The sequence below is a fragment of the Rhodoblastus sphagnicola genome (assembly GCF_002937075.1).
Classification (GTDB): domain Bacteria; phylum Pseudomonadota; class Alphaproteobacteria; order Rhizobiales; family Beijerinckiaceae; genus Rhodoblastus; species Rhodoblastus sphagnicola.
Genome location: NZ_NHSJ01000053.1, coordinates 1 through 23035, shown reverse-complemented (window position 1 = coordinate 23035; position 23035 = coordinate 1). Strand labels below are relative to the sequence as shown.

19 protein-coding genes and 2 pseudogenes are annotated in these 23035 nt (G+C 62.3%); 16 read left to right on the top strand and 5 right to left on the bottom strand.

From position 1 onward, the window contains the following. The first annotated feature begins 58 nt into the window (after window positions 1-58). From CCR94_RS08350 to CCR94_RS08300, 12 genes are all read left to right on the top strand, one after another. Window positions 59-1279, top strand: a complete 1221-nt coding sequence (locus CCR94_RS08350) for an acyltransferase family protein (protein WP_104507416.1) — start codon at window positions 59-61, stop codon at window positions 1277-1279. A gap of 8 nt (window positions 1280-1287) precedes the next feature. Further along, on the top strand, window positions 1288-2466 hold the full coding sequence (locus tag CCR94_RS08345) for an acyltransferase family protein (protein WP_158254676.1): 1179 nt from the start codon (window positions 1288-1290) through the stop codon (window positions 2464-2466). Window positions 2467-2489: 23 nt separating this feature from the next. After that, window positions 2490-3995, top strand: a complete 1506-nt coding sequence (locus CCR94_RS25005) for a hypothetical protein (protein WP_158254675.1) — start codon at window positions 2490-2492, stop codon at window positions 3993-3995. Continuing rightward, entirely contained in the window at window positions 3992-5077 is a 1086-nt protein-coding gene (locus tag CCR94_RS08340) for a Gfo/Idh/MocA family oxidoreductase (protein WP_158254674.1), read from the top strand. Before CCR94_RS25005 ends, CCR94_RS08340 begins: the two co-directional genes overlap by 4 nt. 58 nt (window positions 5078-5135) lie before the next feature. Continuing rightward, window positions 5136-6284 carry a glycosyltransferase family 4 protein gene (locus CCR94_RS08335; protein WP_104507413.1) on the top strand — a complete coding sequence of 383 codons (1149 nt, stop codon included), beginning with the start codon at window positions 5136-5138 and terminating at the stop codon, window positions 6282-6284. Window positions 6285-6295: 11 nt separating this feature from the next. Further along, entirely contained in the window at window positions 6296-7492 is a 1197-nt protein-coding gene (locus tag CCR94_RS08330; protein ID WP_104507412.1) for a DegT/DnrJ/EryC1/StrS family aminotransferase, read from the top strand. Further along, the gene (locus CCR94_RS08325) at window positions 7470-8039 is read left to right on the top strand and encodes an acyltransferase (protein ID WP_104507433.1); all 570 of its coding nucleotides are present in this window, start codon (window positions 7470-7472) and stop codon (window positions 8037-8039) included. The genes CCR94_RS08330 and CCR94_RS08325 overlap by 23 nt, the downstream gene beginning before the upstream one ends. After that, window positions 8017-9495: a lipopolysaccharide biosynthesis protein gene (locus tag CCR94_RS08320; RefSeq protein ID WP_104507411.1), complete on the top strand. Its 1479-nt coding sequence runs from the start codon at window positions 8017-8019 to the stop codon at window positions 9493-9495. The genes CCR94_RS08325 and CCR94_RS08320 overlap by 23 nt, the downstream gene beginning before the upstream one ends. Further along, entirely contained in the window at window positions 9492-10523 is a 1032-nt protein-coding gene (locus CCR94_RS08315; protein ID WP_104507410.1) for a glycosyltransferase, read from the top strand. The genes CCR94_RS08320 and CCR94_RS08315 overlap by 4 nt, the downstream gene beginning before the upstream one ends. Continuing rightward, the gene (locus CCR94_RS08310; RefSeq protein WP_158254673.1) at window positions 10483-11310 is read left to right on the top strand and encodes a glycosyltransferase family 2 protein; all 828 of its coding nucleotides are present in this window, start codon (window positions 10483-10485) and stop codon (window positions 11308-11310) included. Before CCR94_RS08315 ends, CCR94_RS08310 begins: the two co-directional genes overlap by 41 nt. A gap of 134 nt (window positions 11311-11444) precedes the next feature. Continuing rightward, window positions 11445-12200, top strand: a complete 756-nt coding sequence (locus CCR94_RS08305) for an FkbM family methyltransferase (RefSeq protein ID WP_158254672.1) — start codon at window positions 11445-11447, stop codon at window positions 12198-12200. A gap of 24 nt (window positions 12201-12224) precedes the next feature. Beyond that, on the top strand, window positions 12225-14570 hold the full coding sequence (locus tag CCR94_RS08300; RefSeq protein ID WP_104507407.1) for a hypothetical protein: 2346 nt from the start codon (window positions 12225-12227) through the stop codon (window positions 14568-14570). Between the two features lie 3 nt (window positions 14571-14573). Here CCR94_RS08300 and CCR94_RS08295 read toward each other — a convergent pair whose 3' ends face one another. Together CCR94_RS08295 and CCR94_RS25000 are read right to left on the bottom strand one after the other, a co-directional pair. Then, window positions 14574-15581 (bottom strand): metallophosphoesterase family protein, encoded by a 1008-nt coding sequence (locus tag CCR94_RS08295; RefSeq protein ID WP_244593991.1) that lies wholly within the window; start codon window positions 15579-15581, stop codon window positions 14574-14576. An 813-nt stretch (window positions 15582-16394) separates the two neighbouring features. Next, window positions 16395-16940: a hypothetical protein gene (locus tag CCR94_RS25000; RefSeq protein WP_158254671.1), complete on the bottom strand. Its 546-nt coding sequence runs from the start codon at window positions 16938-16940 to the stop codon at window positions 16395-16397. On the opposite strand from CCR94_RS25000, the gene CCR94_RS24995 reads away from it, so the two are divergent. Continuing rightward, the gene (locus CCR94_RS24995; RefSeq protein ID WP_158254670.1) at window positions 16935-17816 is read left to right on the top strand and encodes a sugar transferase; all 882 of its coding nucleotides are present in this window, start codon (window positions 16935-16937) and stop codon (window positions 17814-17816) included. The genes CCR94_RS25000 and CCR94_RS24995 overlap by 6 nt on opposite strands. A 243-nt stretch (window positions 17817-18059) precedes the next feature. On the opposite strand, the pseudogene CCR94_RS08285 reads toward CCR94_RS24995, so the two are convergent. Next, window positions 18060-18206, bottom strand: a pseudogene (locus CCR94_RS08285) (IS3 family transposase); the annotation flags it as partial. A gap of 196 nt (window positions 18207-18402) precedes the next feature. Between CCR94_RS08285 and CCR94_RS08280 the strand changes: the two are divergent. The 3 genes and pseudogenes from CCR94_RS08280 to CCR94_RS08270 all read left to right on the top strand — a co-directional run. Then, on the top strand, window positions 18403-18630 hold the full coding sequence (locus CCR94_RS08280) for a hypothetical protein (RefSeq protein ID WP_104507404.1): 228 nt from the start codon (window positions 18403-18405) through the stop codon (window positions 18628-18630). Window positions 18631-18666: 36 nt separating this feature from the next. After that, window positions 18667-20289, top strand: a complete 1623-nt coding sequence (locus CCR94_RS08275) for a calcium-binding protein (protein ID WP_244593990.1) — start codon at window positions 18667-18669, stop codon at window positions 20287-20289. Window positions 20290-20371: 82 nt separating this feature from the next. Continuing rightward, window positions 20372-21182 (top strand): annotated as a pseudogene (locus tag CCR94_RS08270) (IS256 family transposase); the annotation flags it as partial. A 124-nt stretch (window positions 21183-21306) separates the two neighbouring features. On the opposite strand, the gene CCR94_RS08265 reads toward CCR94_RS08270, so the two are convergent. Together CCR94_RS08265 and CCR94_RS08260 are read right to left on the bottom strand one after the other, a co-directional pair. Continuing rightward, window positions 21307-21756 (bottom strand): hypothetical protein, encoded by a 450-nt coding sequence (locus CCR94_RS08265; RefSeq protein ID WP_104507403.1) that lies wholly within the window; start codon window positions 21754-21756, stop codon window positions 21307-21309. Between the two features lie 117 nt (window positions 21757-21873). Next, window positions 21874-22650: a hypothetical protein gene (locus CCR94_RS08260; protein ID WP_104507402.1), complete on the bottom strand. Its 777-nt coding sequence runs from the start codon at window positions 22648-22650 to the stop codon at window positions 21874-21876. Window positions 22651-23035 lie beyond the last annotated feature (385 nt).

The window sequence follows — 23035 nt, the reverse complement described above, 5'->3', positions numbered from 1 at the left end:
GGACGATCGCCATGGCGGAAGATGTTGCCGCGCGCCCGCAGGGCGGCCGGGGAGCGAAATGAGCATGGCTTGGTGGCGAGTTAAGTCAGGACGCGATTCGGCGCCCCGAGGCAAAGAGGGAGCGACGCAACCTCTGCTCGCCAATCTGGAGTCGCTGCGCGGGATCTGCGCCGTGATGGTCGCGATCTTCCACACCTCCTGGCTCACCAGCCTGCACCCGACGCCCTTCATCCAGAACGCTTATTTGTTCGTCGACTTCTTCTTCGTGCTGTCGGGTTTCATCATCGCCCTGAACTATGTCGACCGCGGGGGCGGGCCGTTCGACGCGCGCGGCTTCCTGATCAAGCGCTTTTTCCGGCTCTATCCTCTCCATCTCGCGACCATGCTCGCCTTGCTGGCGTTGATCCTCGCCAAACAGTTCGTTCTGCCCGCCTTTACGCCTCTGACGCCGCATGGCCCGCTGCCGGATGATTATGCGACGTCGATCGTCTTTCACCTGACGATGCTGCATGCGCTGAACCTCCACCACGGCGGCGTGCTCAACGTGCCGAGTTGGAGCATAGCGGCGGAGTTCTGGACCTATTGCGTGTTTTGCATCTGTTGCGTCGTGGCGCGCGGACCGGCGATCCGGATCGCGCTGGTCGCGGGGATCGGCTTCGCGTCGTTTCTGGCGTTGCTGCCGCTCGCGGGCGACGGCGGCTTGTGGACGGCGCCGCGCATGCTGCGCTGTCTGGCGGGGTTCGGTCTTGGAGCCCTCGTTTGGGCGGCGGTCGCTTGGCGGCCCATCCGCCTCGGCTCCCGCGTGACGGATGTCGCATTCGTCGCCGTGTTGACCTTGCTATATTGCGTTCTTGCCGCCGCCAACAATCATACGCCCACCAACGTCCTGGCCTTGCCGTTGTTCGCGGCGGTCATCTGGCTGGCGGCTTTGGACCAAGGGTCGTGGACGCGTCATATCCTTGAAATGGCGCCGTTTACCGCGCTTGGACGGTTATCGTACTCGATCTACATGGTGCATCTCATGCTGGCGACGGCGATCGGCGTGCTGCTGGAGCGGGGCGCATTTCCGCGCGTCGCGATCGGCGACATTCATGCCCTGATGGTGTTGCCGGGGCGCTGGGGCGACGCGGCGCTCGTGATTTATCTGGGCGCGTTGATCGCGCTCTCCGCGGCGACTTACCGATGGATAGAAAAGCCTTGGCGTGAAATGGGGCGCAGGTTGGCTTCGGCCCGGACTCCCGTGCAAAGCGCGGCCGAGTTCACGGCTGACTCGAAATGAGAGTCGCAATGCGTACTGGCAATGTTTCGCAGACCAGGCCCGTTCTTTATAACCTTGAGGCCTTGCGCGGATTCTGCGCGCTCATGGTGGCGCTCGTGCATGTGCCCTGGACGACGCACCTCCTCTTTCTCCCCATCGTTTACAACGCCTGGATGTTTGTCGATTTTTTCTTCGTGCTTTCAGGATTCATCATCGCCTTCAATTACGCTGACAGCGGCCAGAAGCCTTTTCATTTGCAGGGGTTCATGGTCCGGCGGTTCTTCCGCCTCTATCCCCTTCATATCGTCACGCTGATCATGCTGCTCGCGGTCGAGATCTTCCGCGAGCTTGTCGTCCCGCTGTTGACGCAACTCCCTCCCAGAGGCGCATTCCAAGACCCCTTCGGCGTCACCTTGGTCTTGAACGTCCTCCTGCTCCATGCAACGGGCCTGACCACGCAAAACATCTTGAACACGCCGAGTTGGAGCATCAGTACTGAATTCTGGACCTATCTTCTGTTCGCTTTCATCTGCAAGCTTTGGATAAAGCCGGGAAAACGCGTTGCGGCTATGGCGGCTCTTGGTGGCTGCGCGCTCATGGCTTTGCTCTGGCTCAATGGCGCGGGCGGAATAGCCACGCCCATCCAGTACGGCTGGCCGCGTTGCATCATGTCGTTCAGCATGGGCGTGGTCGTCTGGTTCTTTCACGCGCGGTGGCGACCAAGGCCAGACGATCGATGGCTGGACGCGAGCTACCTCGTGTTGTTCCCATCGATATATATTTTAATGGGATTTGCAGGACGAACATCTCTGCTGAATCTGGCGGTCGTCCCGCTCTTTGGCCTGATCATCTACATGTTCGCGATCGATGGCGGCTCCAGGGTCAAGAAGGTCATGCAGACCGCGCCGATGCAGGCGCTTGGCCGGCTCTCATACTCGATCTACATGGTGCATGTGTTCTGGACGAGCATATTTGGGTTTGCCCTGAACCGTTTCTTCGCGGGGAAGACGACGATTTTCGAAATGGGAAATCGTCTCGATGTGTCGCTCGTGCTGGGAGATTTGGTGACGATCATCTATCTCCTCTGCGTAATCGGCACGGCCGCTCTCACCTATCAAATCATCGAACAACCGTGGCGGCGGTACGGCGGTCGATTGGCCAAGCGTCTCAACGGCGAGCCAACGATGACCTCGCCGGCCGTCGTCTAACTTGAATTGATTGTCCGGTCCAGATGAGCAGCGCGCCCCAACCGAATCTTGTCTTGCTGAAGTCAAGTCGAGGCGAGTTGTCAGCCCTTGCCGGGCTGAGCTTGATCTATGTCGCATTCGACGGCCTCGTCGGTCCCGAGGCCTATGATTACTTGAACTTCTATGGCCCAGTTATGTTTTTGGCCACGCTGGGATATGGAATGTGGCGCACCGCAACCGCGCATCCTGCGGGAATCTGGATATCGTTGTTCTGGCTGAGAGTCGCGACCGCTGTCTATTACGGATTTGGCGCCGTCGTGCCGTTAATCGTCAATGACACGACGCTTGACGTCATGAATCACTTTTATCAAGCGACTCCGGCGGAGATGCTGAGGGTCAATACGATAACGACGCTGAGTATTCTGGTCATACTCCTGACGTCCAATCGGGTCATGAGCAAAATCCGGCCTGTCGTCGTTGCGAATCCAGGCCGGAATTCGTCGCGCGCCATGTTGAGATGGGGGGTGCTGGTTGGCGGTCTTGGGCTTGTCGTCAAATACCAGATCGCCCTGCCCTACAGTTTTGGTCTCGTCGCTTGGCAGGTGCCCGGCTTCTTTCTGCAACTGTCGATGTTGAGCTCGGTCGGCATCTACCTCGTGGGGTCCTGGGCCTTCGCGCATTCACGGCTGATTTTCGCCGCCGTCGCCGCATTCGCCGTCTTCGAAGCGTTTGTCGGGTTGATCACGTTCTCGAAAACCGAGCTCACCTTCACGCTGGTCATGATTGGTCTGGCGACCGTCCATCGGGGCGCGTCGATTTGGCGCGTCGCTCCGATCGCCGCGGTTTTGTTCATGACGTTCGCGACGGCGTCGCCCATTGTTGATTTCGGCCGCAGCGTGCTTTTTCAAAGATACAACAGCGTCACCGGCGCGGGTTTCGATGAACGCGTTGACATTGTCGCGTCCTATTTCGCTGGCGGGCGCGAACAGTTTCTGGCGGATCCCTTCAGGTCGGAATTTCAGGGCGGCCTGGCGCGGCTAAGCTACATGAATCAGGCCTCATTCGCCGTCCACCTCTACGACAGCGGCATGCCCGGGGATTCGCTCAATGCGATCGCTGTGGTGCTGGTCCCCAGATTCCTCTGGCCGGACAAACCCAGTCTCAACTATCTCGGCGCCGGTTTCACGGAAAAGGCCACCGGCGGCACGACGAGTTTGAGTTGGCCGGGACGTTATGCCGAGGTCTACTGGAATTTCGGGTGGTGGGGCATTCTGTTCCTCATGCCGCCGTTGGGCTTTGTTTATGCTCTGCTGTCGCGCTACACGCTGTGGGTCTTCGCCGCGCAGCGATGGGCGCATTTTCCCGTCGTCTTGATGTCGATGAAATATGGCATCGACATCGCCGGGCCTTATGCGACGTCCGGCGTCGGCGGCCTCTCGTACATCATTGTGGCGCATTTCGCCTCAAGGCTGCTGGAAAGGCTGGTGGACCGCGCCACCAACCGGTGGTCTGCCCCCGCCGTCGCCCGGCGCGATCCGAGATTCGCATGATGGACGGCCTTCGCAAGTTCTGGCGGTTCGTGACGATCTACGGGCCGCGCCGCGCGCTGTTCAAGGCCGCCGGACGACTGCGCGGGGGGCGGGCCTGGTGGCTTGGCGCGCGTCGCGGCGTGGCGCGCGACATTGGCGTGATCGGCTGCGGCCAGTTCGCCTTCGCGTCCATCGGCTATGCCATCGCCACGCGGTTCGGCCTGCGGTTCGGCGCCGCCTTCGATCCCGACCGCCGCGCGGTCGCGAGCTTCGCCTCCTTTTTTCAGGCCGAGGCTTGCGACAGCGCGGATGAGGTGATTGGCGCGGCGGGCGTCCGGGTCGTCTACATCGCTTCCAACCACGCCAGCCACGCCGATTATGCGATCGCCGCGCTGGCGGCGGGTCACGACGTCTATTGCGAAAAGCCGCTCGCTGTGACGCAAGAGAGCTTCGCCGCCTTGATGGCGGCGCGCGCGCGCGCGCGCGGGCGGCTGTTTGCGGGCTACAACCGGCCCTTTTCCGCCGCCATCGCGGAATTGCGCGCGCATTGCCGCGACATCCACGGGCCGTTGACCCTCGCCTGCATTGTTCAGGGCCATGTGCTGGGGCCGGACCATTGGTACCGCCGCCCCGAGGAGGGCACGCGGATTTGCGGCAATGTCGGCCATTGGCTCGACCTGATGGTGCATGTGCGCGCGTGGAACGGCTTGCCGACGCGCTGGCGGATCGACTGCGCCTGGAGCGACGACCGCGTCCGCGACGACGATCTGACGGTGACGCTGACCAGTGCGGCGGGCGACCTCGTCACCATCACCCTGACCGCGCGCGCCGAGCCTTTCGAAGGCATTGCGGAGACCATCGTGCTGCAATGGGGCGAGATCGCCGCCACCATCGACGATTTCCGCGCCATGACGCTGCATGTCGGCAAGCGCCGCATCCGCCGCAGATATTGGCCCAAGGACGTCGGTCACGTCGCCGCGCTGCTGCAACCGTTCCGCCACGACGCGCGCGACTTCCGCGAAGTCGAGCTTTCGACCCGGCTCATGCTTGCCATAACGGACATGGTGCGCAGCGGAACGCGGTCGCGCCTGTTCGACTTTTAATCTCCCGGCCGGCCCCGTCGGGCCGGCGCCAAAGACAATCTGCTGAAAGGCCCGACCCTTGACAAGCCGCGATCTCCTCGCCGGCAAGCGCATCGTGCTGGGCGCCGCGACCCTGACCGCCGGACGCGGCGGCATCGCGCGGGTCGCGCGCATGACCGCGCGCGCCCTGACCGATCTGGGCGCCCAGATCACGCCCGTCTCCTATCTCGATCGCGCGCCGCTCGACGTCGCCGGCGCCGCCGTGGCTTGCGCCGGCGGCGACAAGCTGCGTTTCGCCGCGCTCACCTGTCTCAAGGCCATCGGCCGCGAGGGTTTCGTTTACGACAGCGCGGGGATCGCCCGCGCGCATCCGTCCCTGATCGCGCGCGGGCGCGGCTGCGTCGTGTGGATGCACGGCATCGAGGTGTGGGAAAACCTGCGGCCGGACCATCACGCCGTGCTCAGGCGCGCGCGCCTGGTGCTCGTCAATTCGCATTACACGCTCAACCGGTTCCAGAAGCTGCACGGGGCGCTGCCGCAGGCGCGCGTCTGCTGGCTCGCGACCGAGGACGACGCGGCGGGCGAACCTGCCTCCCGGAGCGCCGGGCCGCTCACCGTCCTTGCGCTTTCGCGCCTCGACGTCGGCGACGTTTACAAAGGTCACGACGCCTTGATCGCGGCCTGGCCGCGCGTGCTCGCCGCCGCGCCCAACGCCCGGCTGGTCATCGCCGGCGACGGCGGCGGACGTCCGGCGCTGGAGGCGCGCGCGCGCGCGCTCGGCCTGGGCGACAGGATCGAATTTACCGGTTTCGTGGCTGAGGCGGCGCTGCCCGCGCTTTGGGCGCGCGCGGATGTGTTCGCCATGCCGAGCCGTAAGGAAGGGTTCGGCCTGGTTTACGTCGAGGCCATGCGGCAGGGCGTTCCCGTCGTCGCCTCGGTTCACGACGCCGGCGGCGAGGTGAATGTTGATGGCGAAACCGGGTTCAACGTCGACCTTGGCGAAAGCGAAATGCTCGCAAGCCGCCTGATCGCGCTGCTGACGGACGCCGATCTGCGCCGCCGCTGCGGCGACGCCGGCCGCCGACGCTGGCGTGCGCATTTCTGCTATCCGCGGTTCCTGGAACGGATCGGAGCCCTGCTCGGGGCCGACGAAATCCAGTCGCCTTTCTCCGCCTCGCAACGGGCGGATGTCCGGTCGTCGGGACGCATCCCGGCGCAAAACAGGTGAAGCCTCAGAAAATGAAGACAATCCGTTCTGCCGTTGATCTCGCCATCAACGGAGCGACGCCCGCTTTCGCGGAGCCCTTGCATGTCGGTCGGCCCAATATCGGCGACCAGGCGAAGTTCATCCGGCTCGCGGCCGACATGCTCGAACGCCGCTGGCTCTCCAACGCCGGCCCGCTGGTGCAAGAATTCGAGGCGCGGCTCGCCGCCGAACTCGGCGCCAAGCATGTCGTCGTCATGTGCAACGGCACCGTCGCGCTTGAAATCGCCATTCGCGCGCTCGGCATGACCGGCGAGGTGATCGTTCCCTCCTACACTTTCGTGGCGACCGCCCATGCGCTGTTCTGGCAGGGCGTCACCCCGGTCTTCGCCGACATCGACTCCGTCACCCATACGCTGGACCCTGCGGCGGTGCGCCGCATGATCACGCCGCGCACGACCGGAATCATTGGCGTGCATCTGTGGGGGCGCGGCTGCCCGGTGTCCGAATTGCAGGACATCGCCGACGAGCATGGGCTGAAACTGCTGTTCGATGCGGCGCACGCCTTCGGCTGCAGCATCGGCAATCGCGCGATCGGCGGCTTTGGCGAGGCCGAGGTCTTCTCGTTCCACGCGACCAAATTCTTCAATTCGTTCGAAGGCGGCGCCGTCGCCACCAACAATGACGCTCTGGCCGAAACCATGCGCCTCATGCGCAATTTCGGCTTCGCCGGTTACGACAATGTCATCCACCCCGGCACCAACGGCAAGATGACGGAGATCTGCGCGGCGATGGGGCTGGTCAATCTCGACGACACCGCACGGGTCATCGAGGCGAACCGGCGCAACCACCTGGCGTATCAGGCCGCCATCGACGACGTTCCAGGCCTGACAATCTTGCCCTTCGACGACGCCGAGCGCAACAATTACCAGTATGTCGTCATGGAGGTCGGACCGGAGTCCCACGCCAGCCGTGACGAGATCATCGCCGCGCTCCATGCCGAGAACATTCTGGCGCGGCGTTACTTCTGGCCGGGATGCCACAAGATGAAACCTTATCGCGACCTGTTTCCCCATGCGGGCCTGGTGCTGCCCAACACCGAGGCGGTCGCCAACCGCGTGATCGTGCTGCCAACCGGCACGACGCTGCCCGAGGGGGCGGTCGAGACGATCGCCTCGGTGTGTCGTATCTTGCAGGGTGGAGGCGCGGTTGAGCTATTACGACGCGCATGAGTTGGCGCAACTCGGCTTTGCCGCCATTGGCAAGGATGTCAAAATTTCAAGGCTTGCTTCGATATATGGCGCGTCGAGAATTGCGATAGGCGATCACAGCCGAATTGACGATTTCTGCGTCCTTTCGGCCGGGACGGACGGCATCCTCATCGGCAGGCATGTGCATGTGGCGGTCATGTGCGCAATCATGGGCGCGGCTGAAATCAGGCTCGATGATTACAGCGGCCTGTCAAGCCGGGTCAGCGTCTATTCGTCCACGGACGACTACAGCGGTTCGGCCATGACCAACCCGACCGTCCCCGCCGAATATCTCAACGTGATGTCGCAACCGGTTCTGATTGGCCGTCACGTCATTGTCGGCGCCGGGAGCGTGATCCTTCCTGGAGCCATCTTGCATGAGGGGGCGGCGTTGGGCAGCTTGAGCCTTGCGCGCGGCGAACTCGAGGGCTTCGCGATTCACGCGGGAACCCCCGCGCGCCGGATCGCCGAGCGCAAGCGCAATTTCCTGGCCATGGCGGCAAGCTTTGAACGCGACGCCGAAACATAAGCCCCTTTCGGCCGCGCTGTGGAGCGCGGCCGACACCTTGATGCGTCAGGGCCTGCAGTTCTTTGTGTCGGTTGTGCTGGCGCGACTGTTGTCGCCGGAGGAGTTCGGCACGATCGCGTTATTGGCGCTGTTCATCGGCATTGCCGGCGTGTTCGTCGACAGCGGCATGAGCCAGGCGCTCATACAGCGCCAGTCTGTCTCCGACGACGACAGTTCAACCGTATTCTGGTTCAACATTGTCATCGCGATCTTGGTCGCGGGCCTTCTCCTGGCCGCGTCGCCCGCCATCGCCGTCTTTTTCGGCAAGCCCGAGCTGGTTCCTCTCACTGCAATTATGGCGGCGAACATCGTCATCAGCGCCCTCGGCGCCGTGCATCAGACCCTGTTTACAAAAAGACTTGCTTTCAAGCCCTTGGTGACGATCGGGGCCGTGGCCAGCGTGGTGTCCGGCGCCTGCGCGATCGCGCTCGCCGCGGGCGGTTGGGGCGTCTGGGCGCTGGCCGCGCAGACGCTCGTGGCGGGGACGTCGACGACGGTCATGTTATGGGCGCTCAGTCCGTGGCGGCCGCGTTTCGTGTTCAGCTTCGCCTCGGCGCGCCGCCTGTTCGCCTTCGGCGGTTATATGCTGGCCTCCGGTCTGCTCAACATCCTCTATGAGCGCGCCTATACCTTGCTCATTGGAAAGTTTTACGGTGCGGCCGACCTTGGCCATTTTGCGCGGGCGGAGGGGACAGCCGCGCTGCCGACCGTCCTGTTCACCAACACGATTTCCCGCGTCGCCTTCCCGGCGCTTTCGTCGATGTCTCACGATATCGAGCGCACCAGGGCAAGCCTGCGGCTGGGCTTGCAGGCGACCATGCTCATCAATGCGCCGGCGATGTTGGGCCTGGCCGCCGTGGCTGAGCCCTTTATCGCCACGGTCTACGGGCCGCAATGGCTGCCGGCGGCGCCCCTGCTTCAGATCCTGTGTCTGGGCGGCGTCCTGATGCCGATGCACGTTCTCAACCTTCAGGTGTTGATGGCCCTCGGACGGTCCGACCTGTTCTTCCGCCTCGAAATCGTCAAGAAGGTCTTCGGCGTCGCCGTTCTCATCGCAGCCTCGCGCTTTGGTCCGTTCGGCATCGCCTGGGGCCTGTTCGGGCTCGCCTTGATCGCGCTCCTGATCAACACCAGCCAGACTGGAAGGCTCGTCGGTTACGGGATCTGGCGCCAGCTTCGCGACGTCGCGCCGGCCATTGTCGTTGCTGGAGCGATGGCTATTCCCGTGCAGTTCATTTCCGGGTTTGACTCCTTCTCTGAGGCAGTGCGGCTGCTGGCGGGCGTGGGCCTCGGACTCGTTTTGTTTGGCGGCATGGCTTTGGTTCTGCGCCTGCCGGCCGTTCCGATGCTCGACCAACTCGTCTTCCGACGCGCCACCCGGCCGACCGCGTCCGATTCAGGAACAGGTGAATTATGATCGAGACCAAACGTCCGGAAAGTCCGACGCAAAAGCCGCTCGTCTCGATACTCATGCTTGCCTACCGGCACGAGGCTTATATTGCACAGGCCATTGAGGGCGTGCTCGCACAGTCATGCGACTTCCCCATCGAGTTGATCATTGCCGAGGATTGCTCGCCCGACGCCACGCGGGCGATCGCCGAAATCTACCAGTGCCGCCATCCGGAGGTCATTCGGATCGTAACCGGAGATGAGAATATCGGCGTCATGCGCAACTTCTATCGCGCGCTGGCGCAATGCCGCGGCGCATATGTGGCGTTCTGCGAAGGCGACGATTACTGGTGCAATCCGACCAAGCTGGCCAAGCAGATCGCCATGATGGAAGTAGACGCCGGGCTCGGCATGACGCATGGAAATTACGTTACCGCCCGCCCCAGTCAAACCGGATGGGTTGTTGGCGGGCGTGGCGCGCATGACGGCCGCGGATCGGACGAACTCAGCGGCGATATGTTCTCTCTGTCGCTGCGCGAATTGGCGCCGCGCACATGTACAATGGTAGTGCGGCGCGTGGTGCTGGATGATCTCGGCGACAGCGTCCTGGGCAATCCCGACTATGTGGCGGGCGACTTGCCGATCACCGTGTTTTGCGCCGCCAACTGGCGGATCGGCTACCTTGACGAGGTCGTCGCCGTATACCGATTGTCTCCGAACTCCGCCACACGCAACAGTTTCCAATCGAAGTTGCGGTTCTTTGAAGGTCTGGTGAAGATTCGCGACGACATTGAGGCCACATTCGGTCATCGCGCGGATTTCGATCGCAGTTCGGCGGCATGGGTCCATGACACGCATGCGCAGATCGCCTTCCGCGCCAACGATCCGGCCGCCTTCGCGCAGGCGATGCGCCGACTGCGCGAGATTGATCCCCGGTCGGCGGGTCGATTTGGACTGCGCTTGCGACAGGTTCTCCTTGCCCACCAGAGGCTCACTTTGGCCAGCAATAAGCTCATTGATTTCGCCCGAAGTGTGCAAACCACGTTCAGATCCTGAAAAAGCGGTCGCGATGCTCCCTCGTATCTCCGTGCTGTTCATCACCTACAACCGTCTTGTCACGCTGAAGCCGACAGTCGAAGCGTTTCTCGCCAACACCGACTACCCGCGTGATCGCCTCGAACTGATCGTTTGCGACGACAGCAGTCCACGCGCCGTTCAAGACGAAATCCTGACAATGCCATTCGACAGCTTTTGCCTTGCAAAGGCTCGCGGCGGACTCGGCAGAAATCAAAACAATGGCCTGAGACGCGCGACGGGCGACTACATATTGCAATTACAGGACGATTGGGTGTGCCAGGGTCCCAGTCATTATTTGAGGGACGCCGTCGAGATCATGTCGCGCCGACCCGAATTGGGAATGTTGTTTTTCCATAAAAATCCCATGCCGCTTGTGGTTCGCGAAACCATCGCGATCGATGGCGGCGTCCTGCGTATTTTTGAAAATATTCCCGGCGACAGGAGGCAACAGGCTTACAGCGACCGGCCGCACCTCAAGTCGCGGGAATTCGTGCAGGCCTTGGGGCTTTATTTGGAAAGCCGGAAGATGTGGGAGTGTGAGCTCGAGTTCACAGACAGGGTGAATGGGCAAAATCGCTTCTTCATTGGTCAAAGTTCAGCACACGAGCGCCTGTTCTCCGACATTGGCGCGGACCACTCCCATAATCTGTCAAGCAGGAAAGTGAAGCTGGCCAAGAAAATCAGCTCCTATCCAGGCGGCGCGGCGGCGCTGAAAGCCTATTTCCAGATCAAGCATTTGATCAAGACTCATCGGCGAGCGACCTGACCGACACCGGGCGCGCCCCGCGCTTGGAGAGCGAAAGTATCAACATCATGAATCGAAGAATTCGCAGACTGTCTTGGCGACTGGGTCGGCGGCTCTACTGCGCGGCGCGCGGCGAACCCAATCCGAACCTGCCAATGCGCAATGGCGAAATCGACCTCGCGCGACGCGTCGTCTCCTCCGCGCCGTCGGGATCGCCGCTCATCGTCATCGACGTCGGCGCCAATGTCGGCGACTGGATCCGACCCGTTCTCGACGCGCTGCCGGCGCACCGGCTTGACACGTCCCGCACGCGTTTCTTCGCGTTCGAGCCAGCCCCGCAGACGCGCGGCTTGCTGGTGGAGAACATTGCCGCCCACGCGCGCAGCGCGCTCGTCACGATCGAGCATCGCGCGCTCTCCAATGAGCGGGGCGAAGCGCAGATGATGACGTTTGGCGCGGAGGCCGGCACGCACACGCTTGGCGTCGGGACTCATGCGTGCGGCAGCGCATCGGAAGCGGTGACGGTTGAAGTCACGACGCTCGCGGAATTCGCCGGGGAACAAGGCCTGGGACATATCGATCTCGTCAAGATCGATACCGAAGGTTTCGACCGGCTGGTTCTCGAGGGAATGCAGCCGCTTCTCGCCGAGGAGAGAATCTCTGTCGCGCAATTCGAGTACAATCACCGCTGGGTCGCGACACGCTCCTTCTTCAAGGACGTCTTCGACATGGTTGAGGGGCTGCCCTATTCGGTGGCGCGTCTCATGCCTGATCATGTCGAGGTTATCGAGCAATGGCATCCAGAGGTGGAACGGTTCTTCGAGGCCAATTACGCGGTCGTGCGCCATGCGGATTTGCCCCGTCTGGACGCGCGTCGCGGATGTTTCGACGGGTCGAACACCTATGCTTGATCGTCGGCGCGCCCGCGCGGCTTTATGCAAGTGATCGGCGAGGCGGGCCTTTGGCGGCTCAGCCGCCGCCTTCTGCTCGGCGTCGGGGCGCTGGCGTCCGGTCATGGCGCGGCGCGGGCGGATGACGACGCGCCGAGGGAGTCGCCGCTCCTCGTTTTCGAAACGGTGAGCCTCGCGGCGCGCGCGCGGGCGCCAGGACGCGTCGCCGTGATTGAAACGCTGGCTTTCGCCAAGATCGGAGACGGCGGCGGCGCGCGCTACATTCGCGGCCGGGGACCGGTCATCGCTTTCGCCAGCGCCGACGGCGAAAGCTGGGTGCTCGATCCCAAGCAACCGGTCAACGCGCTGATGTTCGGCGCCGTCGCCGATGCGACCTATGATTTCGACTCCGGCGAGACCCGCGGCGTCGACAACGCGCCAATGATCCAGGCGGCGCTCGATTGGGCGATGTGCAATATGGTCCCGACGGTCGCGTTGCCGGCCGGCGCCTATCGCACCGACGACACCCTGCACATTGGCTACGGGCATGGCGTGGCGCACACGCTGCAACTCGTCGGGGGCTGGCGCAGCCGCTATGGCGATCTGCCCGGCTCGATCCTGTACCCTACACGCGATGACAGACCCGCGATCAATATTCAGGGCGGCCGCTCGTCCGGCATTCGCGGGCTGTCGATCCGGGGACGCAACCGTCCCTGGGTGGTGGCCCAGCGTGTCAATCCGATGGCGCTCGCCCCCGAGCGCGCCGCTTGGCTCGACCCGCGGCTGGCCAGGGCGGGATCCGCGCCGGGCGGCCTCCAGCGCCACAGCCCCTATGCCGGCGTCGCCATCGACGCCTATGGCGGGCGGGCGCCGGCCGACGCCTACCCGCGCGTCGATTATCCGAATTGGCTTGGCGCGGATCCGCCGCAATATGGCAAGACGCCGAGCAGCGACACGCTCATTGAGGATGTCGAGATCGAAGGCTTCGCGGTGGCCATCTGCAATCGATCCAACGGGGATGGCAACAGCGACTTTACCCGAATTCGCGATTGCCGAATCCGTTACGCGCCGGTTGCGATTGCAATTTGCAACACGCAGTCGCGCAATGTCGAGATTCGCAACGTCACCGGCTATGGTCTGCACACCTTCCTCACCAACAGCGGTTTCGGCGTGGGCGGCACGATCAACGGGCCGATCGACAATTGCGAAGTCGGCAACGCCTACCAACTCTTCGATATCGGCACGGGTTCATCCGGTCCGTTTACCGTGAGCCACATGCATTGCGAGGCCACCGTTCGCGTCGGCAATCTCACAGGCTCCGGCTCCCAATGCGCGGCCGTCACCTTTGAATCGTGCTTCCTGAATCTCGACAACGCCCTTCACGGGCAGTTGCCCGCCGCCTTCATCTCGACCTACAATCCACAGCCCATCGCGCTGCGCGGATGCACCATCCGAACTGGCGGACGTATCGCCAATCTCGTGGTTGGCCCGGCCATGCTGGACATGCGCGGAACATTGTTTGTCGGCGCCCGGCACATGGCGCGAAAGACCGAGGTAGAGAAGCGCGCGGTCAATTTCACGGGCGGGATGTTGCTTGGGGGAGCCCGTTTCGGCGCGGGACTTTGCCCGCAAATTGTTGGCCTCGGCGCCGGCAATGTCGGCAGTTGGATCGAAGATGGCGGGGGCCTTGGCTCAACCTCATATGGGTCGCTTGCGGTCGGCGCGCCGCGCGCGCCGATCAATCAATTTGTATCGGGCATGTTGAGTGCGGGCCGCAGGTCCTGGCGGCTTGGCGTGGGACAAGAGCCGCTCTTGCGCCTGTGGCGGCAAGGAGCGCCGACTTTTGACGGCGAACACATGACTTTTGTTCTTCCGCCGCGCGTGCAGGAGAAGTTCAACCTCGATCCCGCGCCGGGCGATCTTCTTTACCATGTTGCGAGCGGCACGATATTTTCTGTCATGAGCATCGGCCCGGCGACCCGGGAGGGCATCACGATCAGATCGCGGCAGCTCAATAACATTTCCGTCGCGCCTCACAGCGATGCGTTCGTGAGCAACGATCTCGCCGACAAAAAACTGGATGGCGTAACCGTGTATATTTCCACGCGCGCTGTTCTGCCGACCGAAATGTATTATGCTGATTTCATTGTGGGATCGACACTGGCCTCGAACGTGCATCGCGGCGACGGATGCGCGCCGGACCTGTCGCGTCATTACCAACCGGGGGATGTGTTTGCATCCGCTCCCGCCGACGCTTTTGCGCGATCGCCAATCGCGGCGAATTCGTTGATCGTATCGGTCGCCGCAGGGTCGCCTGGGACTCTCGTTTTCAGCAAGCCGGCTGTGGCGACGTCGCAAAACGTTCCAATCTACCCGATTCCAGCCTACTGAAGCCTATCGAGTTCGGCTGTCCGTGGAGAGTATTCTTCGGGTCTCTCCTTCGAGAACCAGGGCGGTCAGCACGCCGGACGCATAGGCACCCGTATCGACGTTGATGCGGTTCTTCCGCATGTCGACGGTGGGATTGGGCGTGTGACCGTGAACGACGACCTTGCCAAAACCGCCCTTGAACGCCAGGAAATCGTCGCGGATCCACAATAAGTCCTCGTCCGACTGGTGTTCAAGCGCGATCCCCGGACGCGCGCCGGCGTGGCAAAAATAATAGTCCCCTGAAGAAAAGCTCAGGCGGGTGTTTTCCAGAAACTGTCTGTGGCGCTCGGGCATGCGTTGAATGAGGGACGATCGGGCGAGGTCGTAGCCTTTGCCGCGCGCGACATGGCTGATGTCGACGCCGTAGGAATGCAGCGTCTCAAGGGCGCCGAATTTTCGCCAGTTTTCCAGAACGGACGCGTCCGACAGGAAGTCGAGCAGCACCTGCTCGTGGTTGCCGCGCAAGGCGCAAAAGCGCGTGCAAAATTCGTCAGAGCTCAGCTTTTCTATAACGCCGCGGGAATCGCCTCCCCGGTCCACATAGTCGCCAACAAATATTGTCAAGACATTTGACGGCGCCGCGCCAAGATCTCGCTCGATTTCATTTTCCAGGCGAGTCAACAAATCGAGCCGGCCGTGAACATCTCCGACAACGTAAAGACGCAGTCCCGGCGGGAGAGTCGCCGCGCCGGGGGCGCGCGTTTTGAATCGCCGGATGCAGGCGGATATGTTCATCGGCTCGATCCTGTTCAGCAACGCTTCCGCCCGCGCTGCATCATTCTTCCGCCTTGGCCGTCTCCGGCGCGAGATCGTCATTTTCATCAAACATCTGAACCATGACGCTTCGTCATCAAGCGCTGCTTTCACTGCGCAGTCTTCCAAATCCCAGCCGTGAAGCCCCTGGGGCGACCGCCCTCGCCTTTCTCGCCGCGGCAAGAGTTCTTGCAAGCGGTTCGATTTGCGCTCTTTCATCGCGAGTTTGCAAGCTTGTCTCGCCGATTTGAAGGCGGTTGACACCGTTACGAATGGGATGCCCGGCGGTTTCGACGTGACGCGAGGCGCTCGGATCGCTTGGGTCGAGTTGCTGCGAGCCGACCCGTGCTCGCCCGGGCTGCATTGGCGTTCAGCGCGCCTTGGTCAAGGCGCCGGCGCCGTCGATCAGGGCGGAAAGCCTTGGTCGGTTCGTCGGCGCGCAGGGCGACCGGCCTAAACCGCTTCGGTTTACAAAAGAGATTTCTCGGTCAAGTGACGCGCCTCGTTTCAACGCCCGCATGGCGACCCGGAGACTCGGAGCGCGCGAGAATATGTTGGCGACGCCTTTGGAGCGGCCAATCGCCCCTGCCCCTTTTCGAACTGGACTCGAGTCGCTCTCAGCAGAGGTGACATGCGGCCTGAAGCGCTCAAGACAGAGCGTTGGGGCACAGTATCTCCACCCACCGTAACGTTGCGGAACTCGCGCCAATCCATTTGTACTCGTCATTGCAGCGCGTTGGGAGCGAACGTCTCAACGCTTCCGATACAATGATTCCGGAGCACAGAAATGGAAGCTCGAATTAACGATCGGAATTTTGTTTTCATGACGCCCCGCGCGAGGCGACTGCAAGCTGTCTCCGTTCCGGTCGTGACGATCTGTCCGTTCGCGGCCTCGCCAACGAACAGGGAGATAGGTTGATGCGGCCAGGCGCTCCGACCTCCAGAAGTCAATTCGTTTGGCGCATCTCCACATTCGACCTCGCTTGGGCGGTCGGCGCGCCATTCATCGCCATGTGGCTGCGTGAGCCGGCCTTAATCGACATTGCGGCGACGCGAGGCGGGCCGCCCATCTGTCTGGAATACGCCGGTCTCACAATCGCCTTTTCGATCTCGGCCTTCCTGGTGTTCCGCCTGAGCCACGGAATGACGCGTTATTTCTCCGTCGGCGATCTTTGGACGGTCGCGGCGGCCACGCTGACCTGCGTCGGCGGCGTCAGCTTGGCGTTTCTGGCTTTGAGGGGCTATGAAACTATGCCCCGCTCCGTTCCCATCATTCATGGTCTCGTGCTCGCCACCGGTCTGGTGATCGGCAGAGCTCTGGCGCTCGCGATGCGTCTGGACGACGATTTGAAAGCGGGACGCCATCATCCGCGTCAAATGGCGCGGGTTCTGCTCGTGGGCGTCGATCGCCATGCCGCGCATCTCATCAAGCTCACGGACGTGCAGGCGCCAAGCATCACGCAAATCGTCGCGGCGCTCGATCCGCGCCAAGGTCTTCATGGCCGGACGATCAATGGCGTCAAAATCGTCGGCGGTCCCGGCGACCTTGACGCCGTTATCACCGAATATGCGGTGCATGGCGTCGAGATCGATGAGGTATGGCTCTCACCAGAGACCCTGGCGTCCGAGGCGTTCGTTCAGGTCAAACGCGATTGCGACAAACACCGCGTCGTGACGCGCGCCTTCTCCGACATATTCAATCCCGCGCCCGTTCTCGCGCCTTCGAGCTGCGCCGGAGGCGCGAGGCCGAAGCTTCCGGCAAGGAGCGTGATCTATTTTCGTCTGAAGCGAGCTTTGGACGTGGTCGCGGCTCTGTGCCTGATTGTCCCGGTCTCTCCGATCGCGCTGATCGTCGCGGTCGTGGTCTATTTGGACGTCGGCGCCCCCGTCACTTTTTGGCAGCGTCGGATCGGACAGGGAGGACGTGAGTTTTTCCTTGTTAAATTCCGCACCTATCGCGCGCCGTTCAACAGGAACGGCGCGGCTGTCCCCAACGATATGCGACTTTCGAACATCGGCCGCGCCATCCGGGCCACGCGTCTCGACGAAATCCCGCAGCTGCTAAATATTCTGCGTGGGGACATGTCGCTGATCGGGCCGCGCCCGCTGTTGCCAATCGACCAGCCGGAAGATCCGAGCATGCGATTGCTTGTTCGTCCGGGCGTCACCGGCTGGGCCCAGGTGAACGGCGGCACGCGGGTGACCCCGGAAGAAAAGGACGCTTTGGACGTCTGGTACATCCATCACGCGTCCCTTCTGCTCGACCTCAATATCGTTTTCAGGACTGTGATGGTCGTGTTCCGAGGCGAGAGCATGCATCATGATGAGGTGGCCGCCGCCGTGCAATGGAGGAGCGCGATGAGGCGCCTCGAACCGTGCGTGGCGCTCGACGTGTCAAATCGCGTACAACTCCGCCCGCTTTTCGCATCCAGTAATCCTCCTCTCGCGGGATAAGCGTGTCGCACCGCAGGCGTTGGTGTCGCGCCCGTGCGAACCGGCGGCAATCGCGCAGAGTTCGAAAGACCCGGCGTCCGGCGTAAGCGGACTACGCCCGGGTCCAGAGCGCGACGCCAGACCCATATGGTCCGCGACGCTCGGTGATCGGCTTTCCTGCGTTCCAAGCAACCACAAAACAATTTCTGCGCGACAGGGGGACGAAGTAGAGCGGGATGATCGGGAAAGCCACCAGCAGGCCAATGCGGGCGAGGTCGGGCGAGGCTGGTAATAGACGCTCCCGCGACTGATGTTGAGAACCTTGGCCTGACGAGCGATGGGAAGATTGTGATGACGGTCGATCATCGCTTTGCGCTCAGCATGCCGGCCTTGATGAGCGCGCCTTCCAAATAACGGGGAGCCGCTAACGTGCGGGCGGAAGGGAGCGGCCGATACGATTTTGGTGACGCGTGATCCCGTCAAAAAACCTGGTCCATGGGCTGTTGCGCACTTGAGAGGGGTGACGCCATCTCGGCGGTCCCGTTTAGGAATTTGAATGAATTGCCCAGCCCTGCCCTTCCGCTGACGTCAGCAGGAGGAAATGGGGATGAACCCCAGAAAATCCAAGCGGGACGGCGGCAAGATGCCGATGGCGCACCCGAACGCTGCGGCCATCGACATTGGCGCTGCAATGCATATGGCGGTCGTCGGCGCAGATCGCACCCCGGAGCCAGAAAAGCCACTTATCGCTCTGCCCAGATTCCCCGAGCCACCTCAGTATGGGCCGCAATACAAATTTAAATCTGATTATGATAATTATTTTATTGGAATTTAATTTATTTATCTCATCTCGTTTGCAAGGGAAACCGCAATGGCGATTTTCTACGGAGATACAACTGGTTCGCTCAATGGAACGACGCGTGGCCGCGATCATACGACCGTCGTCTCCGACCCGACCAACACAATTTATGGCGACGCCGGCATGGATTTGCTCGACCGGTCGGTCGGGGGCGACGACACGCTGACGATCGAAGGGGCCGGGAACGTGTATGGCGACGCCGGCAGGAACCTGCGCGGTAACGCAATCGGTGGCGATGACGAACTGAATGCGCTCGTTACAGCCGCTTCTCCCGATTCCGTCGACATCAATCTTTACGGCGACGCGGGCGGGAACATGGCCGGCTGCGCCATCGGAGGGGACGACAGTCTGAATTTGTCGATCACCCGGCCCTGGCTGTGGGCTGACGACAAGGTCACCTCAAAAATGTATGGCGACGCGGGCGGGAACATGTCCGACCACTCCGTCGGCGGTAACGACGTGTTGAGCGTCTACCTCGAAGACTTTCAATATCTTCGCGTTGACATGTTTGGCGACGCCGGAGGCAGTCTCGCCGGTTATGCTTCTGGTGGGAACGATACGTTCTCCAGCGACACTCACTGGGGTCACATCGCCGTCTTGATCATGTACGGCGACGCCGGTCTGAACATATCGGGTCACGCCTTTGGCGGAAATGATGTCTTCAATCTTGGCGCCAACGTGGAAGGCAACATCACATGCTATGGCGACGCCGGGGGGACCATGTCCGGATATGCGACCGGCGGCGACGATGAATTCACCACGGCGCATGTGCGTGAAACCAATTTCTCAATTTATGGTGACGCCGGCGGCGACATGAGCAATTACGCCACGGGTGGGAATGATGTCTTCAGCGCCAATGGGGAAAACGGTTACGTCCTGTTCTACGGGGATGCCGGCGGCAACATGACTGGTCATGCCCAAGGCGGCGACGACACCTACAACGCGGGCAACGACGCGACCACCACCTTCTATGGCGACGCGGGCGGCAACATGGGCGACCGGACCGTTGGCGGCAATGACACCTTCATCGGCAACGCGGCAAACTTCTGCGGCGGTGTTCTGGCCTACGGGGACGCCCTGACCATGGCCGGGAGCGCGCGGGGCGGCAACGACACTTTGGTTGGCGCCAGCTTCAGCCCAACCGGAAACACGCTCTACGGCGACGCCCTGACCATGTCCGGCAACGCGCGGGGCGGCAATGACACACTCATCGGCGGCGATGGGGTCGCAGCGATTTCGGGAAAATACGAGAGCATCCTCATCGGCGACGCGAAAACCTTGTCAGGCAATGCGCGCGGCGGAGACGACACGCTGATCAGCGGAGGCGGCAGCGACGACATGTGGGGCGATGCGCGGGTCATCGGCGATTCCGCCAGGGGCGGCGACGACAGGTTTGTTTTCAAGGCCGGCAATGGCCACGACGCCATCGAGGATTTCGGCCAGGGGCAAGCGGGATCGAAATGGGGAACCGACCATATCGACGTCAGCGCCCTGGGCATTCAGAGCTTTGGCGCGCTCAACATCTCGGCCTTCGATACGGCGACCCATACCAGCACCCTCACCTTCAGCGCGGGCAACGATGTCGTCGTCCACAGCATGCTTGCGTTGCGGGCGCAGGATTTTATTTTTGGATGAGGGCGGGCGTCTGGCGGGCGCACCCTTGTTTGTGAGTCGGTCCGAGACCCGATGAGGGTCACCCACCGCGAACTTTGGCCGCCGCAAAGGCGGTCCTTTTCCCTTGGCAAACGTCCAGGAGGCCTATGTGCAGGGCGTTTCGAGCCGATCGGTGGACACGATCTCGTCAAGGCGATGGGCGGCTCCGGGGTCTCGAAAAGCCAGGTGTCGCGCCTGTGCGAGGAGATCGGCGACAAGGTCCAGGCTTTCCTCACGCGCCCCCTCGAAGGCGAATGGCCCTGCGTCTGGCTCGACGCCACCTATGTCAAGGTGCGGAAAAACAACCGCATCTTCTCCACCGCGGTGATCATCGCGATCGGGGTCAACGCCGACAGGCGGCGCGAAGTGCTGGGCATGGACGTCGGCCCGTCGGAGGCGGAAACCTTCTGGACCGAGTTCCTGCGCAAGCTGCGCCGGCGCGGCCTGCGCGGCGTGCAACTGGTGATCTCCGACGCCCACGAGGGCATCAAGGCCGCCGTTTCCAAGCTGATGAACGCCAGTTGGCGGCGTTGCCGCGTCCACACCATGCGCAATGCTTTGGCGCACGCCGGCAAGAGCGGGCGGCGCGTCGTCTCGGCCTTCATGGCGACGGCCATTTCGCGCAGGACAGCGCGGACGCGGCCAAGGCGCAATGGCGCAAGGTCGTCGACCAGTTGCGGCCGAAACGGCAAAAACTCGCCGGCTTCATGGATGAATCCGAGGCCGATGTGCTGTCCCACATGGCCTTTCCCAAGGAGCGCTGGCAAAAAATCCACTCGACCAACGGTTTGGAGCGCTTGAACGGCGAGGTGAAGCGCCGCCGCTACATGACGCTGGAAACCATCGCCAGCTTGAGCGATGACTCCACCGTCTGACTGCCCGCCGTGGCCGTCTGACCAACCCGGCCTATGCCGGAAAACGTGGTGCAAGGCCCAGCATCAGCACCACCACCGCCCGGGACACGATCGGACGTCGTGCTCAGCAGTTTCGCGAGTGGGTTTACGCTAACGGTACGCGAGGAGCGCCGAATTCAGCGACGAAGACCGAGAGTTTTTTGACCCAGGATCTCGGAGGCGGAGTCTCACTTGCGGTCATCCCCTGCTCCACGGCAATGCGTTGGGCCGCGCGCAGAAAAATCGCGCTGTTCTTCGCAGAGCCGATGCGTCGCCCGACATCGGCGAGACGCAGCGCTTCGTCCCGAGCGCCGTCCGGACCGTGCTGTTCGATCAAATGAAGCACGGCAGCGTCGATCTCGTCTTCTGAAATTCTGAGGAACCAACGTTTCATGACGAGCAAATCCGGGTTGGCTGGTGACGAACTTGGACGCATTGCCGGTTGCCGCTGGCTGACCGATCCGGCTTTGCCGAAGAACATGAGGACCGCGTCGGCGCAATAGCCGACGCCCTCACCAAGTTCGACGCCGCCGAATGCGCCAACGATCTCAATCACTCAGGATATCGCCACAGCCCGTGAAACTCTAGCGTACGATTTGGAATATCCTCTCTCATGACCCCAATGAGCCGCCGCCGACAGCCGCGAACGCGGCGGCCGGCGCGCGGAAATCCGTCAGAGAATCTCGACCTTGAGCTTGTTGTGAAATGTCCTGCCGCGAAACTTTTCGAAGATCTCGACGGCGGCGAGGCTTTCCGCATCGTTGTAAAAGGGCGTGCCCGGACCGCGATCGCGAATGAGATCGCCATTCGAGCCGCGCAGGTTGGCGACAATGACGTCGACCTTGAACTCCTTGGCGGGACCGCGGCCGATGGTGGCGGGCTTGGCGACCGTCGGTGTGAACTCAATGGTCAGCCGGGCCTTCCGGGCGGCGCTGTTCAATTCGTTGGTCGTGTAGCGGGAATTGTCGCCACGTCCTTTTGACGCGGCTGGCGCCGGCCTCTTGGCGAGGGTCGACGGCGCGGCCTTGGCCGCCTTGCTCGCGGCGTTTGCGACTCTTGCCGGCTTGGCGACCTTTTCGGGTTTGGCTCGCTTTCCCGACCCGCCGGATTTGACCGGCTTCGCCGCCTTCACCGTCTTCGTCACCCTGGCCGGTTTCGCGCTCTTCGCTGCTCGCGCAGGGCTACGCTTTTTGGCCGCTTTGGCGACAGGCTCTGCGGCTTCTTCCGGGACCGTCGCCACGGCTTCCTCTGCCTTCGCGACCTTGCGCGCGCGCGTCGCTTTGGGAGACTTCGCCACCTTCGCCACCTTCGCGGAACTCGCGCCGCCGCGTCCGGCCTTCTTCGTATTGACCTTGAGCTCAGGCGCGGAAGTCTCGGCCAACGCCGGCGTTGCGGAAGCGGTCGGATCGGAGTCGGAAGTTGGGTCGGTGGCCTGCGTGTCGTCGGTCATGCGTCTGTCTCTTGCTTCGCGTATTCAGTCCTTCAGAGCATCGGCTATAGGAAGACTTTTTTGTCAAGTTGTTTTGACGAAAGCGCCTCCGCTGAAGGGAGTGGCGCATGCCGCGACATGCGCCCCGGTTCGCAGATGCGCGTAGCCGCCAAGCAGCCCGTTAATGTCGACACCGGCTTTTACAGTTGGTAAGGCTTCGCGAGTTCTCGTTACGCAGCAATGCGTTCAAGTTCATCACCAGCCAACCCGGATCCGCTTGTCATGAAACGTTGGTTCCCCAAAATTTCAGAAGACGAAATCGACGCGGCCGTGCTCTATTTGATCGAACAACACGGTCTGGACGGCGCTCGGGACGAAGCGCTGCGTCTCGCCGATGTCGGGCAAC

Coding starts and splice junctions, on each gene's coding strand:
- CCR94_RS25000 (WP_158254671.1), bottom strand. CDS start 16,940: ATGCACCGCATATTCGGTGATAACGGCGTCAAGGTCGCCGGGACCGCC.
- CCR94_RS25005 (WP_158254675.1), top strand. CDS start 2,490: ATGAGCAGCGCGCCCCAACCGAATCTTGTCTTGCTGAAGTCAAGTCGA.
- CCR94_RS08350 (WP_104507416.1), top strand. CDS start 59: ATGAGCATGGCTTGGTGGCGAGTTAAGTCAGGACGCGATTCGGCGCCC.
- CCR94_RS08345 (WP_158254676.1), top strand. CDS start 1,288: ATGCGTACTGGCAATGTTTCGCAGACCAGGCCCGTTCTTTATAACCTT.
- CCR94_RS08295 (WP_244593991.1), bottom strand. CDS start 15,581: ATGAAAGAGCGCAAATCGAACCGCTTGCAAGAACTCTTGCCGCGGCGA.
- CCR94_RS08305 (WP_158254672.1), top strand. CDS start 11,445: ATGCGCAATGGCGAAATCGACCTCGCGCGACGCGTCGTCTCCTCCGCG.
- CCR94_RS08330 (WP_104507412.1), top strand. CDS start 6,296: ATGAAGACAATCCGTTCTGCCGTTGATCTCGCCATCAACGGAGCGACG.
- CCR94_RS08315 (WP_104507410.1), top strand. CDS start 9,492: ATGATCGAGACCAAACGTCCGGAAAGTCCGACGCAAAAGCCGCTCGTC.
- CCR94_RS08300 (WP_104507407.1), top strand. CDS start 12,225: ATGCAAGTGATCGGCGAGGCGGGCCTTTGGCGGCTCAGCCGCCGCCTT.
- CCR94_RS08340 (WP_158254674.1), top strand. CDS start 3,992: ATGATGGACGGCCTTCGCAAGTTCTGGCGGTTCGTGACGATCTACGGG.
- CCR94_RS08260 (WP_104507402.1), bottom strand. CDS start 22,650: ATGACCGACGACACGCAGGCCACCGACCCAACTTCCGACTCCGATCCG.
- CCR94_RS08280 (WP_104507404.1), top strand. CDS start 18,403: ATGAACCCCAGAAAATCCAAGCGGGACGGCGGCAAGATGCCGATGGCG.
- CCR94_RS08275 (WP_244593990.1), top strand. CDS start 18,667: ATGGCGATTTTCTACGGAGATACAACTGGTTCGCTCAATGGAACGACG.